Source organism: Metabacillus mangrovi (genome assembly GCF_009711125.1).
GTDB lineage: Bacteria > Bacillota > Bacilli > Bacillales > Bacillaceae > Metabacillus_B > Metabacillus_B mangrovi.
Genome location: NZ_WMIB01000004.1, coordinates 62,117 through 83,313 on the forward strand (window position 1 = coordinate 62,117; position 21,197 = coordinate 83,313).

At 46.6% G+C, this 21,197-nt stretch carries 19 protein-coding genes; 9 read left to right on the forward strand and 10 right to left on the reverse strand.

The genetic code is table 11. From position 1 onward, the window contains the following. Positions 1-10 precede the first annotated feature (10 nt). A complete protein-coding gene (locus GKZ89_RS06525; RefSeq protein WP_155111598.1) occupies positions 11-562 on the forward strand; it encodes a 2TM domain-containing protein in 552 nt (183 codons plus the stop codon). Positions 563-575: 13 nt separating this feature from the next. Here the strand turns inward: GKZ89_RS06525 and GKZ89_RS06530 are convergent, their stop codons facing one another. Beyond that, positions 576-1,445 (reverse strand): GNAT family N-acetyltransferase, encoded by an 870-nt coding sequence (locus GKZ89_RS06530; RefSeq protein WP_155111599.1) that lies wholly within the window; start codon positions 1,443-1,445, stop codon positions 576-578. 128 nt (positions 1,446-1,573) lie between these two features. On the opposite strand from GKZ89_RS06530, the gene GKZ89_RS06535 reads away from it, so the two are divergent. Further along, positions 1,574-2,116: a GNAT family N-acetyltransferase gene (locus GKZ89_RS06535; protein ID WP_155111600.1), complete on the forward strand. Its 543-nt coding sequence runs from the start codon at positions 1,574-1,576 to the stop codon at positions 2,114-2,116. 105 nt (positions 2,117-2,221) lie between these two features. Here the strand turns inward: GKZ89_RS06535 and gntK are convergent, their stop codons facing one another. Then, on the reverse strand, positions 2,222-3,784 hold the full coding sequence (gene gntK, locus GKZ89_RS06540; RefSeq protein WP_155111601.1) for a gluconokinase: 1,563 nt from the start codon (positions 3,782-3,784) through the stop codon (positions 2,222-2,224). 51 nt (positions 3,785-3,835) lie between these two features. Continuing rightward, positions 3,836-5,014: an acyl-CoA dehydrogenase family protein gene (locus tag GKZ89_RS06545; RefSeq protein ID WP_155111602.1), complete on the reverse strand. Its 1,179-nt coding sequence runs from the start codon at positions 5,012-5,014 to the stop codon at positions 3,836-3,838. A gap of 158 nt (positions 5,015-5,172) precedes the next feature. Between GKZ89_RS06545 and GKZ89_RS06550 the strand changes: the two genes are divergently transcribed. Next, positions 5,173-6,405, forward strand: coding sequence for an aminopeptidase (locus GKZ89_RS06550; RefSeq protein ID WP_155111603.1), 1,233 nt, complete (start codon positions 5,173-5,175; stop codon positions 6,403-6,405). Positions 6,406-6,530: 125 nt separating this feature from the next. Here the strand turns inward: GKZ89_RS06550 and GKZ89_RS06555 are convergent, their stop codons facing one another. Next, complete coding sequence (locus GKZ89_RS06555) at positions 6,531-7,277, reverse strand: PHP domain-containing protein (RefSeq protein WP_155111604.1); 747 nt, start codon at positions 7,275-7,277, stop codon at positions 6,531-6,533. Between the two features lie 156 nt (positions 7,278-7,433). On the opposite strand from GKZ89_RS06555, the gene GKZ89_RS06560 reads away from it, so the two are divergent. After that, positions 7,434-8,348 (forward strand): CobW family GTP-binding protein, encoded by a 915-nt coding sequence (locus GKZ89_RS06560; protein WP_155111605.1) that lies wholly within the window; start codon positions 7,434-7,436, stop codon positions 8,346-8,348. 56 nt (positions 8,349-8,404) lie between these two features. Here GKZ89_RS06560 and GKZ89_RS06565 read toward each other — a convergent pair whose 3' ends face one another. Next, positions 8,405-9,241, reverse strand: coding sequence for an ABC transporter permease (locus GKZ89_RS06565; protein WP_155111606.1), 837 nt, complete (start codon positions 9,239-9,241; stop codon positions 8,405-8,407). Next, positions 9,228-10,430, reverse strand: a complete 1,203-nt coding sequence (locus GKZ89_RS06570) for a quaternary amine ABC transporter ATP-binding protein (RefSeq protein WP_155111607.1) — start codon at positions 10,428-10,430, stop codon at positions 9,228-9,230. Before GKZ89_RS06570 ends, GKZ89_RS06565 begins: the two co-directional genes overlap by 14 nt. A gap of 228 nt (positions 10,431-10,658) precedes the next feature. Here GKZ89_RS06570 and GKZ89_RS06575 point away from each other — a divergent pair, with 228 nt between their 5' ends. Then, on the forward strand, positions 10,659-11,534 hold the full coding sequence (locus GKZ89_RS06575) for a glycine betaine ABC transporter substrate-binding protein (RefSeq protein WP_430696855.1): 876 nt from the start codon (positions 10,659-10,661) through the stop codon (positions 11,532-11,534). Positions 11,535-12,379: 845 nt separating this feature from the next. Here the strand turns inward: GKZ89_RS06575 and GKZ89_RS06580 are convergent. Further along, positions 12,380-13,399, reverse strand: coding sequence for a zinc-binding alcohol dehydrogenase family protein (locus tag GKZ89_RS06580; protein ID WP_155111722.1), 1,020 nt, complete (start codon positions 13,397-13,399; stop codon positions 12,380-12,382). Positions 13,400-13,516: 117 nt separating this feature from the next. On the opposite strand from GKZ89_RS06580, the gene GKZ89_RS06585 reads away from it, so the two are divergent. Continuing rightward, the gene (locus GKZ89_RS06585; protein WP_155111608.1) at positions 13,517-13,774 is read left to right on the forward strand and encodes a DUF2651 family protein; all 258 of its coding nucleotides are present in this window, start codon (positions 13,517-13,519) and stop codon (positions 13,772-13,774) included. Positions 13,775-13,796: 22 nt separating this feature from the next. Here the strand turns inward: GKZ89_RS06585 and GKZ89_RS06590 are convergent, their stop codons facing one another. From GKZ89_RS06590 to lepB, 3 genes are all read right to left on the reverse strand, one after another. Further along, on the reverse strand, positions 13,797-15,419 hold the full coding sequence (locus GKZ89_RS06590; RefSeq protein WP_155111609.1) for an ABC-F family ATP-binding cassette domain-containing protein: 1,623 nt from the start codon (positions 15,417-15,419) through the stop codon (positions 13,797-13,799). Between the two features lie 74 nt (positions 15,420-15,493). Beyond that, complete coding sequence (locus GKZ89_RS06595) at positions 15,494-16,366, reverse strand: DUF4349 domain-containing protein (RefSeq protein ID WP_162356547.1); 873 nt, start codon at positions 16,364-16,366, stop codon at positions 15,494-15,496. Positions 16,367-16,474: 108 nt separating this feature from the next. After that, positions 16,475-17,035, reverse strand: coding sequence for a signal peptidase I (gene lepB / locus GKZ89_RS06600; RefSeq protein WP_162356549.1), 561 nt, complete (start codon positions 17,033-17,035; stop codon positions 16,475-16,477). 412 nt (positions 17,036-17,447) lie between these two features. Here lepB and GKZ89_RS06605 point away from each other — a divergent pair, with 412 nt between their 5' ends. The 3 genes from GKZ89_RS06605 (at position 17,448) to GKZ89_RS06620 (ending at position 21,060) form a co-directional block, all read left to right on the forward strand. Continuing rightward, entirely contained in the window at positions 17,448-18,626 is a 1,179-nt protein-coding gene (locus GKZ89_RS06605) for an FtsW/RodA/SpoVE family cell cycle protein (protein WP_155111611.1), read from the forward strand. Positions 18,627-18,815: 189 nt separating this feature from the next. Then, complete coding sequence (locus tag GKZ89_RS06615; RefSeq protein WP_338324902.1) at positions 18,816-19,187, forward strand: winged helix-turn-helix transcriptional regulator; 372 nt, start codon at positions 18,816-18,818, stop codon at positions 19,185-19,187. A gap of 211 nt (positions 19,188-19,398) precedes the next feature. After that, on the forward strand, positions 19,399-21,060 hold the full coding sequence (locus tag GKZ89_RS06620) for an alkaline phosphatase (RefSeq protein WP_155111613.1): 1,662 nt from the start codon (positions 19,399-19,401) through the stop codon (positions 21,058-21,060). Positions 21,061-21,197 lie beyond the last annotated feature (137 nt).

The following is a 21,197-nucleotide window of genomic DNA, read 5'->3' on the forward strand; positions in this document are numbered from 1 at the left end:
GGGGATCTCGATGATTGGCTGGCTGATTGTTGCATGTGAAATTGGCTTTTGGATTTTTGTGCTGGCAGGACTTTCTGCAAGGTATGTTTTCCGTTTAAAGAAAACAGGGGCTGTACTCCTCCTGTGTACACCGATTATTGATCTTATTTTACTCACTGCAGCTGTTCTTGATTTGCAGTCCGGAAAAGAAGCGGATGTTACTCATGGCATTGCAGCCATTTACATTGGTGCTACTATTGCTTTTGGCCACAAGATGATCCAGTGGGCAGATGTCCGCTTCGCTCATCGGTATGCCGGCGGGCCTGCACCGGAAAAACCCGCCAAGCTCGGGAAAGAACATGCGAGCAGGGAGAGAAGAGGCTGGTACCGCCACTTTGCGGCCTATGTGATCGGCTGTGCTTTGCTGCTGGGAATGATTGTTCTGACAGGTGACGCTTCCCGGACAGAGGAACTTATCAATACCATCCGGCTGTGGAGCATCATTCTTGCTGCAGACTTTTTATACAGCTTCAGCTACACGTTGTGGCCGCGTAAAGGAAAGGAAAGTGAAGGATCCGGATAAAGAAAAACCGGCATTATTTCGCCGGTTTTTTCGGAATTTCTAAAAATTGAACCTTAACTCCATCCTCGATGGGTTTATAGCCAATTTCTTTATAGATTTTGTTGGACGTTGGATTTGACAGATCCGTAAAAAGACTGGTCGTTTTATACCCTTCTGCAAGCAGGCTTTCGGTAAGCGCAGTTACACATTGGGTGGCATAGCCTTTCTTCCTGTGCACCGGAGGCGTGTATACGTAATTGACCATGACATTTGTTGCAGTCGGTCTTGCACGGTTGGCCATTGACACAATTTCTCCTTCTGCCTTCCAGCCGAATAAACTTTTTTTCCGGATCATTTCGTCTGCTTTTTCATCTGCTTCAAACATGGTTGCCGTTTCTTCCGCTTCCGTGCAGAAATCATATACCCATTGACTGACCAGCGCCCTGTGTTCTGCAGTCAGCTGAACGAGTGTCCCGTTCACAGGAGCGGAAGAAGGTTCAACCCGCGATAAAAGATGCAGCCTCTGTTCCATGACGACACGGGGCTTCCTCCCCGTCAAGGAAGCGATCCGTCCTGCGAGGGCCTCTGCTGTTCTCTTTTCTCCGATCAGTCCGGGAACGGATCGGTAAATCTGGGCGATTCTTTTTCCGGCAATGAAAAGATCCTCTTCTTCCAGATCGGGAAGCGCAGAAACTATCACCTGCTTTGGGTGAGTCTGCAGGAGGACCGCGATGATGCTTCCATCCTTCCGGATGATGCTCATATGTACAGGCTGCAGGCTGGATGACTGCTTGTCGAGCAGAATCCCGAGCGCCAGATTATTCTCTGCTTCTCTCATTTCAAGAAACGGCAATGCTGCTTTTTTAAAAAAATCAATGTCATAATAAGCCTGGATATCTATCATTTCTTTCACCTCAATAGCTTAATGGATTCTCTAATCATAGGGGTTTTCCTTCAAAAATAAAAGCAATTTCTAAAGGATTTCCATTTTATATGCCGAATATCTCTATAAAAATGATTGGAGGATTCTATATGATTCGTTTAGAACCATTTACTATGGGGGACGCAGCAGAACTCATGGACTGGATCCCTTCCGGGGAATTTCTCATGCAATGGGGAGGTCCGGGATTTATTTATCCTCTGACGTTTGAGCAGATCGAGGGGTATGTACATGCTGCCGACCAGCGGGTTTTTAAGGCAGTGGAAGAAAAGGATGGAACAGCAGCAGGGCATATTTGCCTTTCCGGCATCGATTTAAAAAATGAATCCTGCCGGATCAGCAAAGTGATGGTCAACCCGGCCCTCAGAGGGAAAGGATATGGCTCTGCGCTCGTGAGCGAAGTGCTTAAATTCGCCTTTCTGGAACTGAATATGCACCGTGTTTCTCTCGGTGTGTTTGTCTTTAACGAAGAGGCCATTGCCTGCTACAGAAAAGCAGGCTTTCAGCAGGAGGGCCATATCAGGGACTGCCGGAAGATGAAGGATTCTTTCTGGAGCATCTATGAGATGGGCATTTTGAGAAAAGAGTGGGAAGAGGTCAGAGCTGTCCAGAGCCACCAGATAATTTCCGGCTGAAGCGGGACAACCAAGCAAGCTCATTAAAAACCCCCGGAATGCAGATTCCGGGGGTCTGTGTTTTTCCCATGCTTCAAGCAGAAATTTTTTTAAACAGGTTCAAGCTTATGTTGTGCTTTCCGGGAGTTCCTTTTTGCCGTGTTTGGCCTGAAAGGCAGCAATTTCCTCAAATTCCTTTTCATACAATCGGGAAAGACGGATGTAAATCGGAATCATTTCCTGATATACTTCTGAAGCTGCTTTATCCGGGAGATGGCGGATGTTGGAGCTGACAAACCGGTCAGCTTCTGAAAGCGATTCGATATCTCCTATCGCATACATTCCAAGAATCACAGCCCCCAGACATGAGCTTTCATAGCTTTCCGGAATAAGAATCTCCTGATCGAGCACATCTGCCAGCATTTGGCGCCAGAATTCCGACTGCGCGAACCCGCCGGTAGCATGGATTTTCTCCGGTATGCCGATCAGCTCTTTCAGCGCCAGAAGAACCGTATACAGGTTGAAATTGATTCCTTCCAGCACTGCGCGGATCATATGGTCTTTGCTGTGATGGAGCCCGAGGCCGAAAAAAGCCCCTCTGGCATGTGCATTCCAAAGTGGAGCTCTTTCCCCGGCCAGATACGGGTGGAAAACAAGTCCCTCTGCACCCGGGCTGATGCCGGCTGCAATGTCTGTCAAATAGCTGAAGGCATCCTCCCCAAGCTCTTCTGCCTGTTTCGCATCAGAATGGAAGACTTCATCTTTCAGCCATTGAAAAACCATTCCCCCATTGTTTACCGGCCCGCCGATCACCCAATGATTTTCTGTAAGGGCATAACAGAAAATCCGGCCCTTCGGATCGGTAACAGGCCGGTCAGTAACCGCCCGTATCGCCCCGCTTGTGCCGATGGTCAGGGCGACTACTCCAGGTTCAATTGCGTTCACGCCCAGATTAGAGAGTACCCCATCACTTGCACCTGCTATAAACAGAGTGTCTTCAGACAGCCCGGTCTGTTTGGCTGTTTCAGCACTGATGCCCCTTATCTGGTGCGTAGTCGGAACGAGTTTCGGCAGCTGGTCAGCTGTGATCCCTGCCACCTCCAGCGCTTCCCTGTCCCAATCCAGATTTTTCAGATTGAACAGCCCGGTGGCAGACGCAATCGAATGATCCATTATGTATTCTCCGAACAGTTTAAAGAAAAGATATTCTTTTATCGAAATAAACTTATCGGTCTTATTAAAAATCTCCGGTTTTTCTTCCCGCAGCCAGATAATTTTAGAGAGCGGGGACATCGGATGAACAGGAGTTCCGGTTCTTAAATAAATGTCATGTCCATTCCAATCCTGCTTCAGCTTTTTCGTCCAGGCTTCACTTCTCTGATCGGCCCAGGTGATGCTTCTCGTCAGCGGCCTGCCGCTGCTGTCCACCGCAATCAGGCTGTGCATCGCTGAACTGAAGCTGACAAACCGGATCTGTTCACCTGAAACACGGGCTGCAGCCATCGTCTTCTGAATCGCTTCCACAGCTGCCAGATAAATCTCTTCCGGATCCTGTTCCGCTTCTCCCGGAGCATCCGTGTACAAAGGATAGCCTGCATTGTGTTTAGAAAGGACAGTTCCCTTTTCGTCGAAAAGAACGGCCTTGGTACTTGTCGTTCCGATATCTACACCCATCATATATGCCGTCATATGTGTACCCTCCATCAAATAACATCATGTACTACGTTACACGAAAACCTCTTATTCTGGAACCTCTTCTTCCGAAAAAGCACGGTCTGCCATCAGTTTGACCGTAATATCATCGGAAGGCGGATTGTGAAGACCCGCTCTGACATCCCGGTAAAACCGTTCCAGCGGCTTGCTGCGTAACAAACTTTGTCCGCCGGCTATTCTCATTGCCAGATCAACAACTTCGATGGCATGGTTTGTGGCTGTATACTTGGCAGCGGCAAGCTCGGCCTGAAGCGCTGGACGAAGGTCCGGATACCGGTCCCACCTTTCAGCGGTCGAATACATCAGCTGTCTTGCTGTTAATAGCTTCAGATCCATTTCAGCTGTTTTGCGCCGGACCTCAGGCACTTCCATGATTGGGTGGGGCAGGCTGTTCGGCTGATAGTTCCTTGCATAGTTCACCGCTTCGTTCCGGGCAGCGATCGCTATTCCGAGGTAACACGCCGGGATATGAAGAAGCCAGCCCTGGGACATCGGCTTTCCTGGCTTGCTGCGGCTCCCCACTAAAGCAGCATCATCAAGCAGAACATGATCCAGAATCAGATCGTCGCTTCTCGTTCCGCGCATACCGAGTGTATCCCATGTCTCTTCTATCTTTAAGCCTTCCGCTTCTCTAGGAACAAGAAATTCGCCCACCTCTCCTGTATTTTCTATAGTGGCTGTCACGATGAAGTAATCAAGGATGGGAGCGAGAGAAGCAAAAATTTTTCTCCCTGTAATCCTCCACTGTGTCCCCTCTCTTACCGCTGCCGTTTCCGGCTTTCCGCCGCGGGCCGGGCTTCCCGTTTTCGCCTCGCTCGCCGCGCTGTTGATGAGTTTTCCTTCAGCTGTGACTTCTTTGGCGATTTTCTCATATAGAGCGGGACTCCACTTGCCCGTTTCACGCAGGCTGAGCAAAAAACCAAGATGCCAGCCAAGAGACAGCGCGGTTGCAGGGTCTCCCTGCGCAAGCTTTTCCTGCAGAAGGATGAACGTATAAAGCGAAATCCCCTTTCCTTCAAGGGATTCGGGAATGGTCAGGGACAGAAAACCTTCTTCCTTTAATTCAGCAAAGTTCTCAAAAGGAAATGAAGCGTTGCGGTCATGCTCTTCTGCGCGGCTGCCAAACTTTTTTGAAAACTTTATGGCTTTACGGTATAAATCTTCTTCTTCTTTTGTCCGGATAAACTGGCTCTCTAAAAAATTCAAGTCCTATCCACCTCTTGCACTAGTCTGCTTTTATTGTAACTCTTTCCCCTCCCATTCATAAAGCAATCCGTTCGGCTGATGGGCTTTCAAGGATTTCTTTTGAACATTTTGATAAGTCTGCTAAAATAATGGAGAAAACCAAATAAGGGGGCATTACCATGTCTAACTTCCAGAATAATTTAGAAAAATACGCAGAACTGGCTGTCAAGGTCGGCGTCAACATCCAAAAGGGACAGCAGCTGGTTATATATGCAGCGATTGATACAGCGGATTTCACCCGCGAAGTAGCCAAAAAGGCATATGAAGCGGGAGCAAGAAACGTAACGGTAGATTGGATGGATGATACGATATCCAGGCTGAAATATGAGAAGGCTCCGGATGAGGTCTTTACTGAATATCCGATGCACCGGGCAAAAGAGCGGGAAGAGCTGGCAGAAAACAATGCCGCCTTTATGAGCATTGTATCTTCAAATCCGGATTTGCTGAAAGGCGTGGATTCAAAAAGGATTGCCGCGGCAAATAAGGCTGCCGGAAAGGCACTTGACCGGTACCGCCAGTATGTCCAGTCCGACAAGATGAGCTGGTGCGTGATCGCAGCCCCTTCGAAAGACTGGGCGCTTAAGGTATTCCCGGAGGCAGATGAAGAAGAAGCGGTTGCGAAGCTATGGGATGCGATTTTTAAAGCAGTCCGCGTTTATGAGGAAGATCCTGTACAGGCCTGGAAAGAGCATAATGCTTCCCTGCACCAGAAAGTAGATTACTTAAACAGCAAAAAATATAAATCTCTTCACTATACGGCAGAAGGAACCGATTTGACCATTGACCTTCATGAGAAGCATCAATGGGTCGGCGCCGGAAGCGAAAACGAAAAGGGCACACCATTCATGGCGAACATGCCGACAGAGGAAGTTTTCACGGTTCCGGTGAAAACAGGCGTTAACGGAGTCGTCTCCAGCACGAAGCCTCTAAGCTATGGCGGCAATCTCATTGACAGGTTCAAGCTTACCTTTGAAAACGGGAAGATTGTCAAAGCAGAGGCAGAGACAGGCGAAGAAATCCTTAAGACTCTGATTGAAGCGGATGAAGGCGCACAGTACTTGGGCGAGGTGGCCCTTGTCCCGTACGATTCCCCCATCTCAAAGTCCGGTGTCCTTTTTTACAACACCCTTTTTGATGAGAATGCATCCAATCATCTCGCAATCGGGAGCGGATACGCGTTTAATATACAGGGCGGCAAGAAAATGAACAGGGATCAGCTTGCTGAGCATGGAGTGAACAGCTCCATCACCCACGTTGACTTTATGATCGGATCCCAGTCTATGGATATTGACGGAATCCTGGAAGATGGAACACGGGAACCGGTCTTCAGGAACGGAGACTGGGCATTTTGATTTAAAAATATGCAGGACGGGAGGAGTGCATTACATGCGCTCCTTTTGTTTTGTTTTTAGGCAGGCCGCCGCTAAACAAACCAAGTTATGTATCCCGGCAAAGAGCTGGTCATGCTCTTTACCCTTTAGCGGTAGTCCCTGTACTTCTTTTTGAGTGCCCTGGCAGCCTGTACCTTCAGAGGCAGCAGCGGAGAACGGCGAATCTCAAATTCCTGCCGGTTCAGTTTTCCTTTTAGTTGTTTAACCGTCGTGAATGACCCTTCAAACCGATTGTAAATCGCTCCAATCTGGCTGTAATGATGGGTGTCGCTGCCTGCAGTTATCGGCTTTTTAAAGGAAGAGGCCATTTTTTCGATCTTCGGCCAATGTCCTGCGCCGTACTTCTGAACATCCTTTGCATTCCATTCGAATGCATCAAGTCTGGCAAGCTGCTCTTCTGTCAGTCGGGTTAAAGGATTCTTCTCTCTGAAAGGATGCGCCCCAATTTTCAGCATCTCCTCCATCCCATGGTAAGACATGAGCTGGTCAAACGGAATATAGGTTTCTTTGTTTTTATGAGTTTCGAGCCTTTTCGTCATTCTGATGATATCCGACCGCGAGCCAATCAGAAGAATATGTCCCCCTTCGGCAATATCAACCTCCATTCCAGGAAACACCTTTATTCCCGCAACATCATAATAGGTGCTTTGATAAGGATAATGACGATCCAGAGTCTGGTAGATTTTAATAAAATCACGGGCATTGAAGTGCTCGGTCAAAGCGATGGCATCCAGTCCGTTCCATTTCGCTTCCTCCATCAGCTTTAAAAAATCCTTAAGGGAGAACGGCACTTTTTTCCCGAGTTTTGCATGTACATGGAAGTCTATTTTCATAGCTGATTCCTCTCTTATCCGTTCATTCTATTTATACTATAATCGAAAACACCCGTTATTGAACCGGCTGTTTTCGCGGTATTTCCGCCTTTTTTTATTGACGCTGCAGCTGCCGGTTCAGTAATATGAGGAAAACAGACAGAAATGGAGAACGGCATGAAGAAAACAGAAGTATGGATACTGGGAGGCTTTTTAGGAGCAGGGAAAACAACTCTGTTAAAAAACCTCCTTTTGGAAGAGAAAGCAGCAGGCCGGAAAATAGCCGTTGTTATGAATGAGCTTGGAAAAGAGTCCATCGACAGTGATGCGGTATCTGAAGATATCCCGCTCAGAGAGCTGTTAAACGGCTGTGTCTGCTGTACAATGCAGGGACAGTTTGAAGCACAGCTTCACGGTCTTTTAACGGAAAATGAACTGGATGTCATCTATATTGAAACAACAGGCGCTGCCCACCCCGTGGAGGTACTGGATTCCTGTCTCTCCCCGCTGTTTGCAGAACGCTTGAGGATCAGGGGCATTATTTCCCTCGTGGACGGGCCTGCATGGCATCATCAGGAGCGGCTGAGCATTCCTGTCAGAAGGCTGCTGATCGAACAGATCAAGCACGCTGATCTTATTCTTCTGAATAAAACCGACCTCATGTCCGAAAGCGAAAAAGCAGCGGCAATTCAGCAAATTCAAGCCATCCAGCAAAGCGGTACATTGCTGATGACTGAGCATTCCCAGGTAAAGCTTGAGGATCTGCGCAAACTGACCGCTTCGCCAAAAGGCGCCATCCAAAAAGCAGACGTAAACAGCCAGCTGCATCTGAAGACATATGTACACCATTTTGACGGCATCGTCAGCCTGGAGGGATTTGAACAGTTTTTAAAGGATATGCCTGAAACCATCTACCGGATTAAAGGATACCTTGTTTTCTCACAGTCAGAAGGATTTTTCTCTGTGCAGTATTCCTATGGAATGCCTCTTTATATGAAAGAGCCTGTTAAGAGGAAGCCGATTCTCGTGTTTATCGGAGAAAATCTGGATCATGACTGGATCCGCTCGCAGATGGACGCGATCACTCAATAACAAAAAAACCGGCCGCATCTATATGCAGGCCGGTTTCTTCTATTTTTAACTTCAGGTTATCCCTTTTTGCCGGGTTTTAAATTTTGGGTGATGCGATCGAGAATGATTGCGAGAATTACGATAGCCAGCCCGGATTCAAAACCAAGACCCACTTCGATCCGCTGAACAGCCCGGTATACTTCAACACCAAGTCCGGGAGCCCCTACAAGAGAAGCGATGACGACCATGGAAAGAGCGAGCATGATACTTTGATTGATTCCCGCCATAATCGTTCCCATTGCGAGCGGAAGCTGAACCTTAAACAGCTTTTGAGAGGTAGTGGAACCAAACGCATTGGATGCTTCAACAAGATCCTCCGGCACCTGGCGGATTCCAAGATTGGTCAGCCTGATCGTTGGAGGCATGGCAAAAATAACAGAAGCAATGATTCCCGGCACTACTCCGATCCCGAAAAACAGAATCGATGGAATCAGATAGACGAAGGCTGGCATCGTCTGCATAAAATCAAGTACCGGTGAGATAATCCCGGAAGCCCGGTCACTCTGGGAAGACCAGATTCCAAGCGGTATTCCAAGAATAATGGAAATAATAACGGCAGTCAGAACAAGTGCAAGTGTATCGATCGTCTGCTCCCAGTAACCGAGGTTGATAATCAGCAGCAGGCCGATGAGCGTGAAGATGGTAAGTCCCCATTTTCTGCTCGTCCAATAAGCAATTCCAGCAACAATTACTGCAAATAATAACGAAGGAATAAACAACATCAGACTGACGAGAACATCATTGAACGTCTCGATGACATTTCCGATCCAGTTGAAAAATCCGAGCAGCCTGTCGTTCAAAAATTCAACAAACAGATCTACATATTTTCCGATCGGCAGCTTAGGAATATTCAACGGTTTTCACCTCTTTCCCAGCCAGCGCCTGAATGACACTCTCTCTTTTGACCACTCCGCGTAAACGGTTCTCTTCATCCAGAACCGGCAGAGGGTAGCGGGTATCCGCCATCTTCTCATACATTTCTTCGATCAGTGTATCAAGTTTTACAGTAGGTACATCCGTTCTCAGTATGGACGAAATAGGCTGATCCGTTCTTACAGCCATCGATACATCATCCGCTGTAACAAGACCCATGTAGGATTTCCGCTTGTCCGTCGCATAGATGCTCGACATGCCCGCATCCCTCATCAGCTTCAGCGCTACTCGCGGACCGCGGTCGATCTGAATGGTTTCAGCACGCGACAAGACTGATTCTGCTGTCAGCACTTTTGCCAGATTGACATCCTCGACAAACCGCTCAACATAATCATTGGCCGGGTTCGTCATAATGTCCTCAGGGGTGCCGATCTGAACGATTTCTCCGTCTTTCATCAATGCGATTCTATCCCCGATCCGCAATGCCTCATCCAGATCATGGGTAATAAAGATGATCGTTTTTTTCATTTTCTCCTGCAGCTCGATCAATTCGTCCTGCATATCTTTCCGGATAAGCGGATCAAGTGCACTGAATGCCTCATCCATCAATAAAATATCCGGATCATTTGCCAGTGCCCTTGCCAATCCGACACGCTGCTGCATTCCTCCGCTCAGCTCGCCAGGATAACTCTTTTCATAGCCCTTCAACCCTACAAGCTCCAGAGCATGCTGCGCTTTCCCTTCTCTCTCCTGCTTGGAAATCCCCTGCACTTCTAACCCGTAAGCAGCGTTTTCCAGCACGTTGCGGTGCGGAAACAGTGCGAATTTCTGGAACACCATGCTCATCTTTTTCCTTCTGACTTCCCGAAGCTCCTCACTCTTCATCTTCACCAAATCTTTTCCATCGATCATAAGAGAGCCGGCTGTTGGATCGATCAGCCTGTTGAACATCCGCACAAGCGTCGATTTCCCGCTTCCCGACAGTCCCATGATGACGAAGATTTCTCCGCTATGTACTTCAAAGGACGCCTCTTTTACCCCTACTGTTAATCCGGCTTCCTTCAGTATTTCTGATTTTGTTTTTCCTTTTTTAAGGAGTTCAATGCCTCTTTGGGGGTTTTTACCGAAGATTTTGCTGACATTTTCAGCTTTAATTTTAACATTCTCCATAAGTCCACCTCTTTCTAGTGCTATTGTTTGTGAGAAGTCCTGCTAAGATTCATACTTTCGGGAAAAAGTAATGAAGGGTCTATGTAGGAGGAGGAGCTATCTTTTCTATACCCCTGCTCCTGCTTTGTAAACATATTCACATAAATTTTTAATAAAAATAAGTTTTATCAAGTTAAAAGCAGGGAATAAAATTACGGCTACTATAAGAAAGAAGGGAGATCATACATATTGAATAAAATGAAATCAGCTGTCATCCTAACATTACTGACTGCACTTGTACTGACTTCCTGCAGCAATCCGCTGGGAAACACGGACAAGAAAATTAAAATCGGCATGATTAACTGGATTGATAACATATCCACTGCCTACCTCTGGAAAGTGCTGCTTGAGGAAAAAGGATACGATGTAGAAATGATGGAGCTCGACAAAGCTGCTAACTGGACCGGAGTAGCCAGAGGAGACATCGATATCCAGGGCAATGTATGGCTGCCGATCACAGACAAGCCTTTTTACGATAAGTATAAAAACGATGTCGACCTTCACGACAAGTGGTATAAAGGCACAAAGCTCGGACTTGCCGTACCGTCTTACGTTAAAGATGTGAATACGATCGATGACCTCTCTGCACAAAAAGATCAGTTTGCCGGCAAAATCTTTGGTATTGACCCCGGTTCAAGTCTGATGCAGCTGACAGACAAAATGAAACAGGACTACAAGCTGGATTATACGATTGTCGAATCGTCAGAGGCAGCTATGCTAGTAGAACTGAAAAAAGCCTACGAGAACAAAGAACCGATCGCTGTAACCCTCTGGAGCCCCCACTGGATCTTCTCCGACCTTGACCTCAAATATCTCGAGGATACAAAAGGCTCCTACGGAAAACCGGACAACATCCAGTACATGACCCGTAAAGGATTCGCCAAAGAGCACCCTGAGGTGATTGAATGGATGGACAAATGGGAACTGACAGACGATCAAATGTCTGATTTGATTAAATATGTCAATGAAGCCGCCGATTCAGAAGATGGCTACTACCCGGAACGCGGTGCCAAGAAATGGGTGGAAGATAACCGCGAACTGACCGATCAATGGATGAAAGAATAAGCAGGAAGCCGGCACTTGTTGATGCCGGCTTTTTTTATGGGCGGATGATTGGATTTGGCGGCTCTTGAGGACAGGCGGGTGTTGATAGGAGCGGTTTCTGGGGATTTATAACGGCTCCTGAGACCGGAACCCGGCTTTTCGGTCCCCAGGGACGCTATTTTGTGCAAAACGGCCTGTTTTTCGGTTTTCGGTCTCAGAGGACGCTATTTTCTCCCGCACGCTTGTTTTTCACCGGTTTTTCCTGAAATAGCGGCTCTCAGGATCGAACCAAAGAAAAAAGAGCGGTTTCTGCGAATATAACGGCTCCTGAGACCGGAACTTGGTTCTTCGGTCTCCAGAGACGCTATTTTGTGCATAACGCACCTTTTTCCGCTTTTTCGGTCTCAAAGGACGCTATTTACGTCCATAAGCAGAGTTTCCACCGATTTTTCCTAAAATAGAGGCTCTCAGGACCGAACCAAAGAAAAAAGAGCGGTTTCTGCGAATATAACGGCTCCTGAGACCGGAACCACGTTCTTCGGTCTCCAGAGACGCTATTTTGTGCATAACGCACCTTTTTCCGCTTTTTCGGTCTCAAAGGACGCTATTTACGTCCATAAGCAGGTTTTCCACCGGTTTTTCCTCAAATAGCGGCTATCAGGACCGATCCAAAGAAAAAAGAGCGGTTTCTGCGAATATAACGGCTCCTGAGACCGGAACTTGGTTCTTCGGTCTCCATCCGGAAATTTGTTTCTCGTTTTACAGCCGGAACACGGTTATTCGTCTCCAGCCAAGAGCGGTCTTCTGTCTTCAGACTCCAGCACCCAGAAAAAAATAAGCGCGCTGTTTCCACAGCGCGCTTCCCTTTACTCCCCAAAACCGGAGACGACAATTTTACCGATGGTTTTTCCTGATTCAAGCTTTTGATGTGCTTTTTTAAGAGATTCTGCGTTAAATGGCCGAATGGTCTCAGTCAAGGTGGAATGGAGTTCCCCTTTTTCAAAGAGATGTGCCATTTTCCTGAGGATCTCTCCCTGGCTCTCCATATCTTCCGTCCCGAACAGGGCTTTCGTGAACATAAACTCCATCACGAATGTGACGCTTTTCTGCTGAAGGAGACTGATGTCCTGCGGCTCCTTTGTTTCCACGATGGAGCAGATTTTTCCCTGAGGTGCGATGGCTTCGATCATTGCTTCCCAATGCTGATCGGTACTGTTCAGGCAAAAGATATAATCCAGGTTTTTTACTCCGATTTCTTCGAGCTGCTTTTTGAACGGTTCATAGTGGGTGATGATGTCGTCTGCCCCGTTCTTCCTTGCCCATTGTTCCGTTTCCTCGCGGGAGGCTGTGCCGACCACTTTCAATCCGGCCCGTTTTGCAAGCTGCAAAGCGATTGACCCGACACCTCCGGCTGCTCCGATTAGCAGGATTGCTTTTCCGTCGTTGTCTTCAGGGCATTCGCTGATTCCAAGCCGTTCAAACAGACCTTCCCATGCAGTCAGAGACGTTAACGGCATCGCAGCTGCCTCTTCAAAAGAAAGATTCTTCGGCTTTTCTGCTGCAATCCGTTCATCTACAAGATGATATTCACTATTCGTTCCCTGCCTCGAAACAGACCCGGAATAGTATACTTCATCCCCGGGTTTAAAACCGGTAACGGCAGCTCCTGTTTTTTCAACAATGCCCGCGGCATCCCAGCCCAGAATCTTCAAGTTCTCTTCTTCTTCTCCCTTGCTTCTGAGCTTCGTGTCTACGGGGTTTACAGAGACTGCTTTCATTTTCACAAGAAGATCACGTTCTCCCGGAGCCGGGATGTCCGTTTCCTGGTCGATCAGGCTTTCTTTTTGATCAATCGGCAAATGTTTGTACAGTCCTGCTGCTTTCATTTTTTCATTCATGTTCTTCACCCTTTCCACCTGTTACCTTCCCCCTTAAGCTCGAAAAAAAACTTTCAGCTTTCTGAGTTCTCTACTATAATCAGATAAGCGGAAAGGAGTAGGTTCATGGAATACGCAATTGTTCTTTTTATCATCCCGTTTGCCGTAATGCTGCTTTCACTTGCAGGTTCCTGGCTGGTGAGAAAAGTCTGGGTGATGCCGGTCATCTGTCTTGCTGCTCTTCTCATCCTGACTATTACCGTTTTTAATGATTCGTTCGTTATTTGGGTATCGGTTTATACAGTCCTGTCTATTCTTGTCTCCTATTTTGGCAAAACCGGCAGAGATCTTTTTGAAAAACACAAAAAGGAGAAAGGGCAGTAGTCCCTTTCTCCTTTTTCTATAATCAGGAAGCGTACATTTCCTGCAGCTGCTTCTGTACTTCTTTATTTTCAAGAAACTCATCATAAGACATTTGTTTATCGACCATTCCATTAGGCGTCAGCTCGATGATCCGGTTGGCAATCGTCTGAACGAACTGATGATCGTGGGACGCAAACAGCATTGAACCCTTAAAGTTGATCATTCCATTGTTCAGTGCGGTGATGGATTCAAGGTCCAAGTGGTTCGTCGGTTCATCCATGATGAGAACGTTCGATCCGCTTAGCATCATCTTGGAAAGCATGCAGCGCACTTTTTCCCCTCCGGAAAGCACGGTTGACTTTTTCAGCACTTCTTCACCGGAGAACAGCATTCTTCCAAGGAATCCGCGCAGGAAGCTTTCGCTCTGGTCATTCGGGGAATACTGTCTGAGCCAGTCAACGAGATTGAGCTCTTTGTTATCAAAATACTCATTGTTATCCTTAGGGAAATACGATTGGGAAGTCGTTACACCCCATTTGAACGTGCCGCTGTCCGCTTCCATTTCGCCCATTAGAATTTTGAAAAGTGTCGTTTTCGCTACTTCATCACCGCCGGTGAAGGCAATCTTATCATCTTTGTTCATGATGAAGCTGACGTTATCCAGCACTTTTACACCGTCGATCGATTTTGTGATTCCTTCAACGCGCAATAGGTCGTTTCCGATCTCGCGCTCAGGCGTGAAATGAACGTATGGGTATTTTCTTGAAGAAGGACGAATATCGTCTAGAGAAATTTTATCAAGAAGCTTCTTACGGGAAGTAGCCTGCTTCGATTTAGAAGCATTTGCGCTGAAACGGGCAATGAACGCCTGAAGCTCTTTGATTTTTTCTTCTTTTTTCTTATTGGCATCAGAAGCCATTCTCTGTGCAAGCTGGCTTGATTCATACCAGAAATCATAGTTCCCTACATAAACCTGGATTTTCCCGAAGTCAAGATCCGCAATATGCGTACATACTTTATTGAGGAAGTGACGGTCATGGGACACGACAATGACGGTATTTTCAAAGTTGATCAGGAATTCTTCCAGCCAGTTGATCGCCTTCAGGTCAAGGTGGTTTGTCGGCTCATCCAGAAGAAGGACATCCGGTTTTCCGAAAAGCGCCTGGGCCAGGAGGACCTTCACCTTATCTCCGCCCGTCAGTTCAGCCATCGTTTTCGTATGAAGGTCCTCGGAGATGCCAAGTCCTTTCAGCAAGATAGCCGCTTCACTCTCAGCTTCCCAGCCGTTCAGTTCAGCAAATTCCCCTTCAAGCTCTGCAGCCTTCATTCCGTCTTCGTCTGTAAAGTCCGCTTTCATATAGATCGCGTCCTTTTCCTGCATAACCTTATACAGGCGCTCATGACCCATAATGACAACCTTCAGTACTTCATGCTCTTCATACTCGAAATGGTTCTGCTTAAGGACAGCGAGGCGTTCCCCCGGTCCCATGTGCACATCACCGTTCTGCGCTTCAATTTCACCGGAAAGAATTTTCAGGAAAGTGGATTTCCCTGCACCGTTCGCTCCAATCAAACCATAACAGTTTCCCGGCGTGAACTTTATGTTAACATCTTCAAATAGCTTGCGGTCGCCGTAGCGCAAGCCGACATTGTTTACTGTAATCATAGACTGAATCCTCCAATTAATAGCATCTTCTCCATTATATCATGAATTGGAGGGTTATAGACAGAAGGAAAACCCTACTCTTCAGCCGCTGCAGCTCTTCTTTTTTTCCAAAAAGCATAGACTCCCCAGGCGATCGCGCCCAGGACAAGCCAAAGCGGAAGATTGCCGGCAATAAAGATGAATATACTTGAACCCGCGGCAAGCAGGCTGTTTAAACTTGTGATGAATTGCTGCTGGGTTTTCTCCCAGGTGCCGCCATCCGCATGCGGTACCATCACTCCCGATTCAGACAGCGTTATGGTGATTGCAGCGAAATCTGTTTGATTTTGAAGGTAATTCCGCCTCCCTTTTAACTGTTCAATTTCCTCCTGCACTCCGGCAAGATCCTTTGAGATTGCAAGGAGGTCAGACGTTTTTTGTGAATCCTTCATAAAAGAAAGCAGGCGCGTTTCAACAGCTTCTTTTGCCTTCAATCTCGATTCCAGGTCTACATACTCCTCTGTTACATCCTGCCCTGCTACCTCCCTGCTTTGCAGTTCAAATGTGCCTTTTTCCATTGTGTTTAGAAACGCACTGAACTTTGCCTGCGGGACCCGGACAGTTATCGTCCCTTCTCTTTCCCCTTTTTCTGCTGCATCTGACGAGATGATGTTGACCATGTAGCCACCTGCACGTTTTGTCTCCTGCTCAATTTGAGACAGAGCTGCTTCAAAATCCCTGACCCGTACGTCCAAGTCTGCTCTGTAAATGATTTTGCGTGATGAAGCTGCCGGGACCGCCGGATCTGCCGGCTCCTTCATTTCCTGATCGGCCTTGGAAAGACTGGCTAATTCTTCTCCTGCCGGGCTTTGTTCTTCCTCTCCTGAAGAATCTTTTGCATCGTCCTTGTTCAAACAGCCTGTAAGCAGCAGCAGACAAGCAATAAAGGCAATCCCCCATCGTCTCATGCAATCCCCACCTATTCTTTTTTTTTTACAGACGCAGTTCCATTCCATAAAGTTACAAATTGGTTAGACGCAAAAAAAGAGGCTCTCATTTTTGAGAACCGCTTTTGCTTAATTTGTTGCTCTTATTTTATTTAAAGGAAGCATGACAAATTCTGATTTCCCGATCACCCGGTCTGTTTCGATCAACCCGAGCCCGGTCCGGCTGTCCATGCTGACCTGACGGTTGTCCCCCATCACAAAATATTTTCCTGCAGGAACTTTTACCTCTTCAAAGTCATTGGTCAGCTGAAATCCTGACTCTTCCGCTTCTCTTTTTCTTTCATCGAGGTACGGCTCTTTCGTTTCTTTTCCATTCACATACAGCACATCATTCGTTACTTCAACTGTGTCACCGGGGAGGCCGATGATCCGTTTCACATAATGCTCTTTATTGTCTTCCCCGTTTATGATGACGATATCTCCGCGGTCAAACTTTCCTATGTAATGAATGATTTTGTTGACAAAAAGCTTTTCGGAGTTCTGCAGCGTCGGATCCATCGAATCCCCGTCCACTACGTACGGTTCGAAAATAAACATGCGGATGGAAAAAGCTAAAAGTACGGCTACTGCAATGGCTATGATCCATTCCAGCACAGGGTGATTTTTCTTTTTGGCTGACTTGTCAGGCACAGGTGTTCCTCCTCAATCTAATGCTTGCTGCGGCAAGCTTGCGCTTATCTATTTTATCACATTATCCCTAAATTAACTCAAGTGTAGACCCGTGAAAAAAGCATGTCAATGATTTGTAAGAGATGAAGCGCTCATCCTAAACGGCCATGGCACACCTGTACCGCTTACTGCTGTGTTCAGAGATGATTGCTGTTATTGGATTCAACGCGGCAGGGAACATTTCGATTTTTCCCCTGCTTAGGTATAACCTTTGTTACATCCCTCTCGGTAACATTCTTGCCTTTCAGTCCGTCTAATATAGCAGAAGATTATTTTCCTCACAAAAATGAAAAGGATTATGGTAGGATGATAATTAGTGTTTTAATGCGCGGGAGCTAGCTTCCAGCGGAAACTATTGTAAGTTGGTGAGTATATGGAGAGAGATAAAAATTCGCTGAATCAGCAATTTGATTACCAGCTGGCCTTTTTGCTGTTTTTGCTGTTTTGCACGAGTATGATCGCAATATATGGAGCAGGACTGACTAGTAGCCAATATGCTACAGACCCCGCCTCTTTCGTGTTCAAGCAGTTGATCAACTATATAATCGGGATTGTAATCGTTGCGGTCGTTATGTTCTTTGATTCAGAGCAGTTGCAGAGATTAACCTGGTATTTATACGGTTTTGGTATATTCCTGCTGCTGCTCCTAATGGTAGCTCCGGAATCGATTGCACCGGTAAAAAATGGGGCCAAGAGCTGGTTTGACTTGAAAGTTTTTAATCTTCAGCCGTCAGAATTCATGAAAACTTTTCTTATTCTCGCCATAAGCAGCCTCATTATAAAGCATCATCAAAATACTCAGATAAAAACCACCGGGAGCGACTTTTTACTCCTTATTAAAATCGGTGCCTGTCTCGCTTTGCCTCTTTTATTGATCATGCGGCAGGATTTAGGAACCTCTTTAGTCCTTATCGCGATTACAGCCGGTATGATTTTAGTGTCAGGCATTTCATGGAAGATTATCACCATTGTTTATTCTTCCATCGCTCTGGTCGGAATCACTCTTTTGTACCTCGTTCTTCAGCAGCAGGAGCTTATTCGAAAGCTGACGGGGATCAGGGAATATCAATTCGGGAGAATCTATTCCTGGATCAGCCCGGAACAATACAGTTCAAAAGAAGGCTTCCATCTGTTAAATTCAATGAAAGCCATCGGCTCAGGCCAGATTTTTGGAAAAGGGCTTGGAAACAGCGATGTGCGTATCCCGGAAAGCCATACAGATTTCATCTTTTCTGTGATTGGTGAACAGTTTGGATTCATCGGCACAAGCATTGTCATCAGTTTGTTTTTTCTTTTGATTTATCATTTGATCAAGGTAGCGATGGAAACGACCGAACCATTCAACAGCTACATTTGTGCTGGTGTAATCAGCATGTTCGTGTTCCACGTTCTTCAGAATGCTGGAATGACAGTGGGAATCGTACCGATCACAGGAATCCCGCTCCCGTTCATCAGCTATGGGGGAAGCTCTCTTATGGGAAGCATGATGGCTATCGGACTCATATTCGGGATCCGCTACCATCACCGGACTTCCATGTTTTCAAATGATTAAGTCTCTATGCAGAACCCGGAACGCTGAAAAAGCTGTCCGGGTTTTTTTCTGTGATTGGAATGGTAGAAAAAATGCCTAAAAGCCCTATTTCTTGCATAGGCACCAAAAAGTACGGTATAGTCTTTTCCGGATGAAAATCTTATACTAAGCGTATAATACGAAAAGAGATTATTTAGGCGGTGTATGGCTATTAAAAAATACAATATTCCTGTAGAAGCGGCCCTTGAGGTGATCGGAGGCAAGTGGAAGGTTGTGATCCTCTGCCACCTTATCAAGTCTACGAGAAGAACAGGCGAGCTCAAACGGCTCATGCCGGGTATCACTCAAAAAATGCTGACCCAGCAGCTCCGTGAACTTGAGGAAGATGGGGTCATTATGAGAAAAGTTTACAATCAGGTTCCTCCCAAAGTCGAGTACTCCCTCACCGAGTACGGCTGGTCCCTGAAAGAGATTCTTGATTCATTGTGTGCATGGGGAGAACAGCACATTGAGCGGGTGTACCCTGATAAAAATGAAGTGCTTCTTCCAGAGGCCAGTCTGGATGAAATGCCGCTTCATTAAATCTTAAGATGTCCGGAATGCGAAACGCATTCCGGGCATTTTTTGTTTAGGCTAAAAATAAAATCTTTTATCGGCTTAACGTTTCTAATTTACATAGGTATTATTAACCATTTTCTTTCATTTACAGTTTTTTTACTTTTTATTAATATTCGCTACTCACTAGTATAATAGAATGAATTTGTAGAAAAATTGAATTTTTGGAGGAGAAATGATGAAAAAAGGCACAAAGAAAGTGTTAGGACTCACGTTAGCCAGCTCACTTGCACTCAGTGCTTTCGCTGCTGCGGATGGATTCACTAAGCAGGAGGTCCGTGCAAAAAAACCTGAGAAGCCAATGAATGTCATCATGCTGGTCATGGACGGCGCGAGCTCATCTGCCACGACTCTTGCCCGCTGGTATAAAGGAAAACCACTGGCAATGGATGAAATTGCTACAGGCGGAGTACGGACCTTCTCTTCCGAATCAGCGATCACCGATTCCGCTCCTGCCGGAACTGCTCTGGCAACCGGCAACAAATCCAATTCAGGCTATGTAGGGGTTCTGCCTTCTCTAGTAAACTCTCCCGGTGCCCAAAAAGTGAAAGAAAAGGATGCATTCCGTCCTGTCGCCAACGTGCTTGAAGGAGCAGAACTCAGCGGGAGGGCTACCGGAATCGTAGCCACCTCCGAAATTCAGCACGCCACGCCGGCTGCCTTCTCTTCCCACCACGGAAACCGCAATAATTTTAGTGTAATCGCAGAACAGCAAGTGTATCAGGATATGGAGGTTGTACTCGGCGGAGGAAAGAGCGCCCTGCTTCCTGAATCAAATGGCGGCACAAGAAAAGATGGGGAGAACCTCATCTCCGAATTGGAAAAAGAAAATTATGACTTTGTAGAAACGAAAGCAGATTTGATGAAGTCCAGATCTGAAAAAATCTGGGGATCTTTTTCAAACAAAGCACTTGCTTATGATATGGACCGCCAGACCACAAATCCAGACCAGCCAACCCTTGAAGAGATGACAAGCAAATCCCTTCAGACTCTTTCTAAAGATAAAGACGGTTTCTTCCTGTTTGTAGAAGGCAGCAAGCCGGACTGGGCTGCACATGCGAATGATCCAATCGGGATGATCAGTGATGTTCTCGCATTTGACAATGCTGTTCAAAAAGCGCTTAATTACGCTAAAAAAGACGGCAACACAATGGTCATCGCTTTGACAGACCATGGGAACAGCGGACTGACAATCGGTAATCAGAACACGAATAAAAATTATGACACGACACCAGTTTCCGCCTACATAGACCCTCTTAAAAAAGCAAAAATGACGCTTGAAGGGGTAACTGGGGTACTTAAAGATGATCTGTCCAATATGGAAGAAGCAGCCGCTCTTTACGGAATTACGGATCCAAGCAGCGACGAGAAAGCAAAAATGGCCGCTGCGAAGACAAAAGCAGAAGCCGGTGTACTTTTACCTAAGCTTCTTGCAAACCGCGCTAACCTCGGCTTTACTACCGGCGGGCACACAGGGGAAGATGTATTCCTTTACTCTTATGGACCTAAAAAGCCGTACGGCATGATCGATAATACAGAAGTCGCTGAAGCTATGGCAAAGGGCATGGGATTCAGCCTGGACAAGCTGACAGACGAGCTGTTTATGGATGCTTCCAAAGCGTTTAAACAAATCGGAGCAACGGTTAAAATGGACAGAAGCAATGCCAATGAAACGAAGCTGATTGTAAAAAGAGGCCGCACCGAAGCCGTCCTGAAAGCTGACAAGGACGAAATGGTGATCAAAGGAAAAACATATGAATTAAACAGCGTCATCGTGGACAGCAATGGCAAGTTTTATGTGCCAAAGCAGGCTGTAGAGCTCCTGAAGAAAAACTCTTAATTTAAAAAAGCAGGCCAGCGGCAATAACCGCCGGCCTGCTTTTTTTATTGGTAAAACATTCTTAAACATCCGTATTCCGACAGAAAAGGCTTAAAATCAGCAGGACTCTCCCGCTGCGCAAAGCAATCAATTTTAAG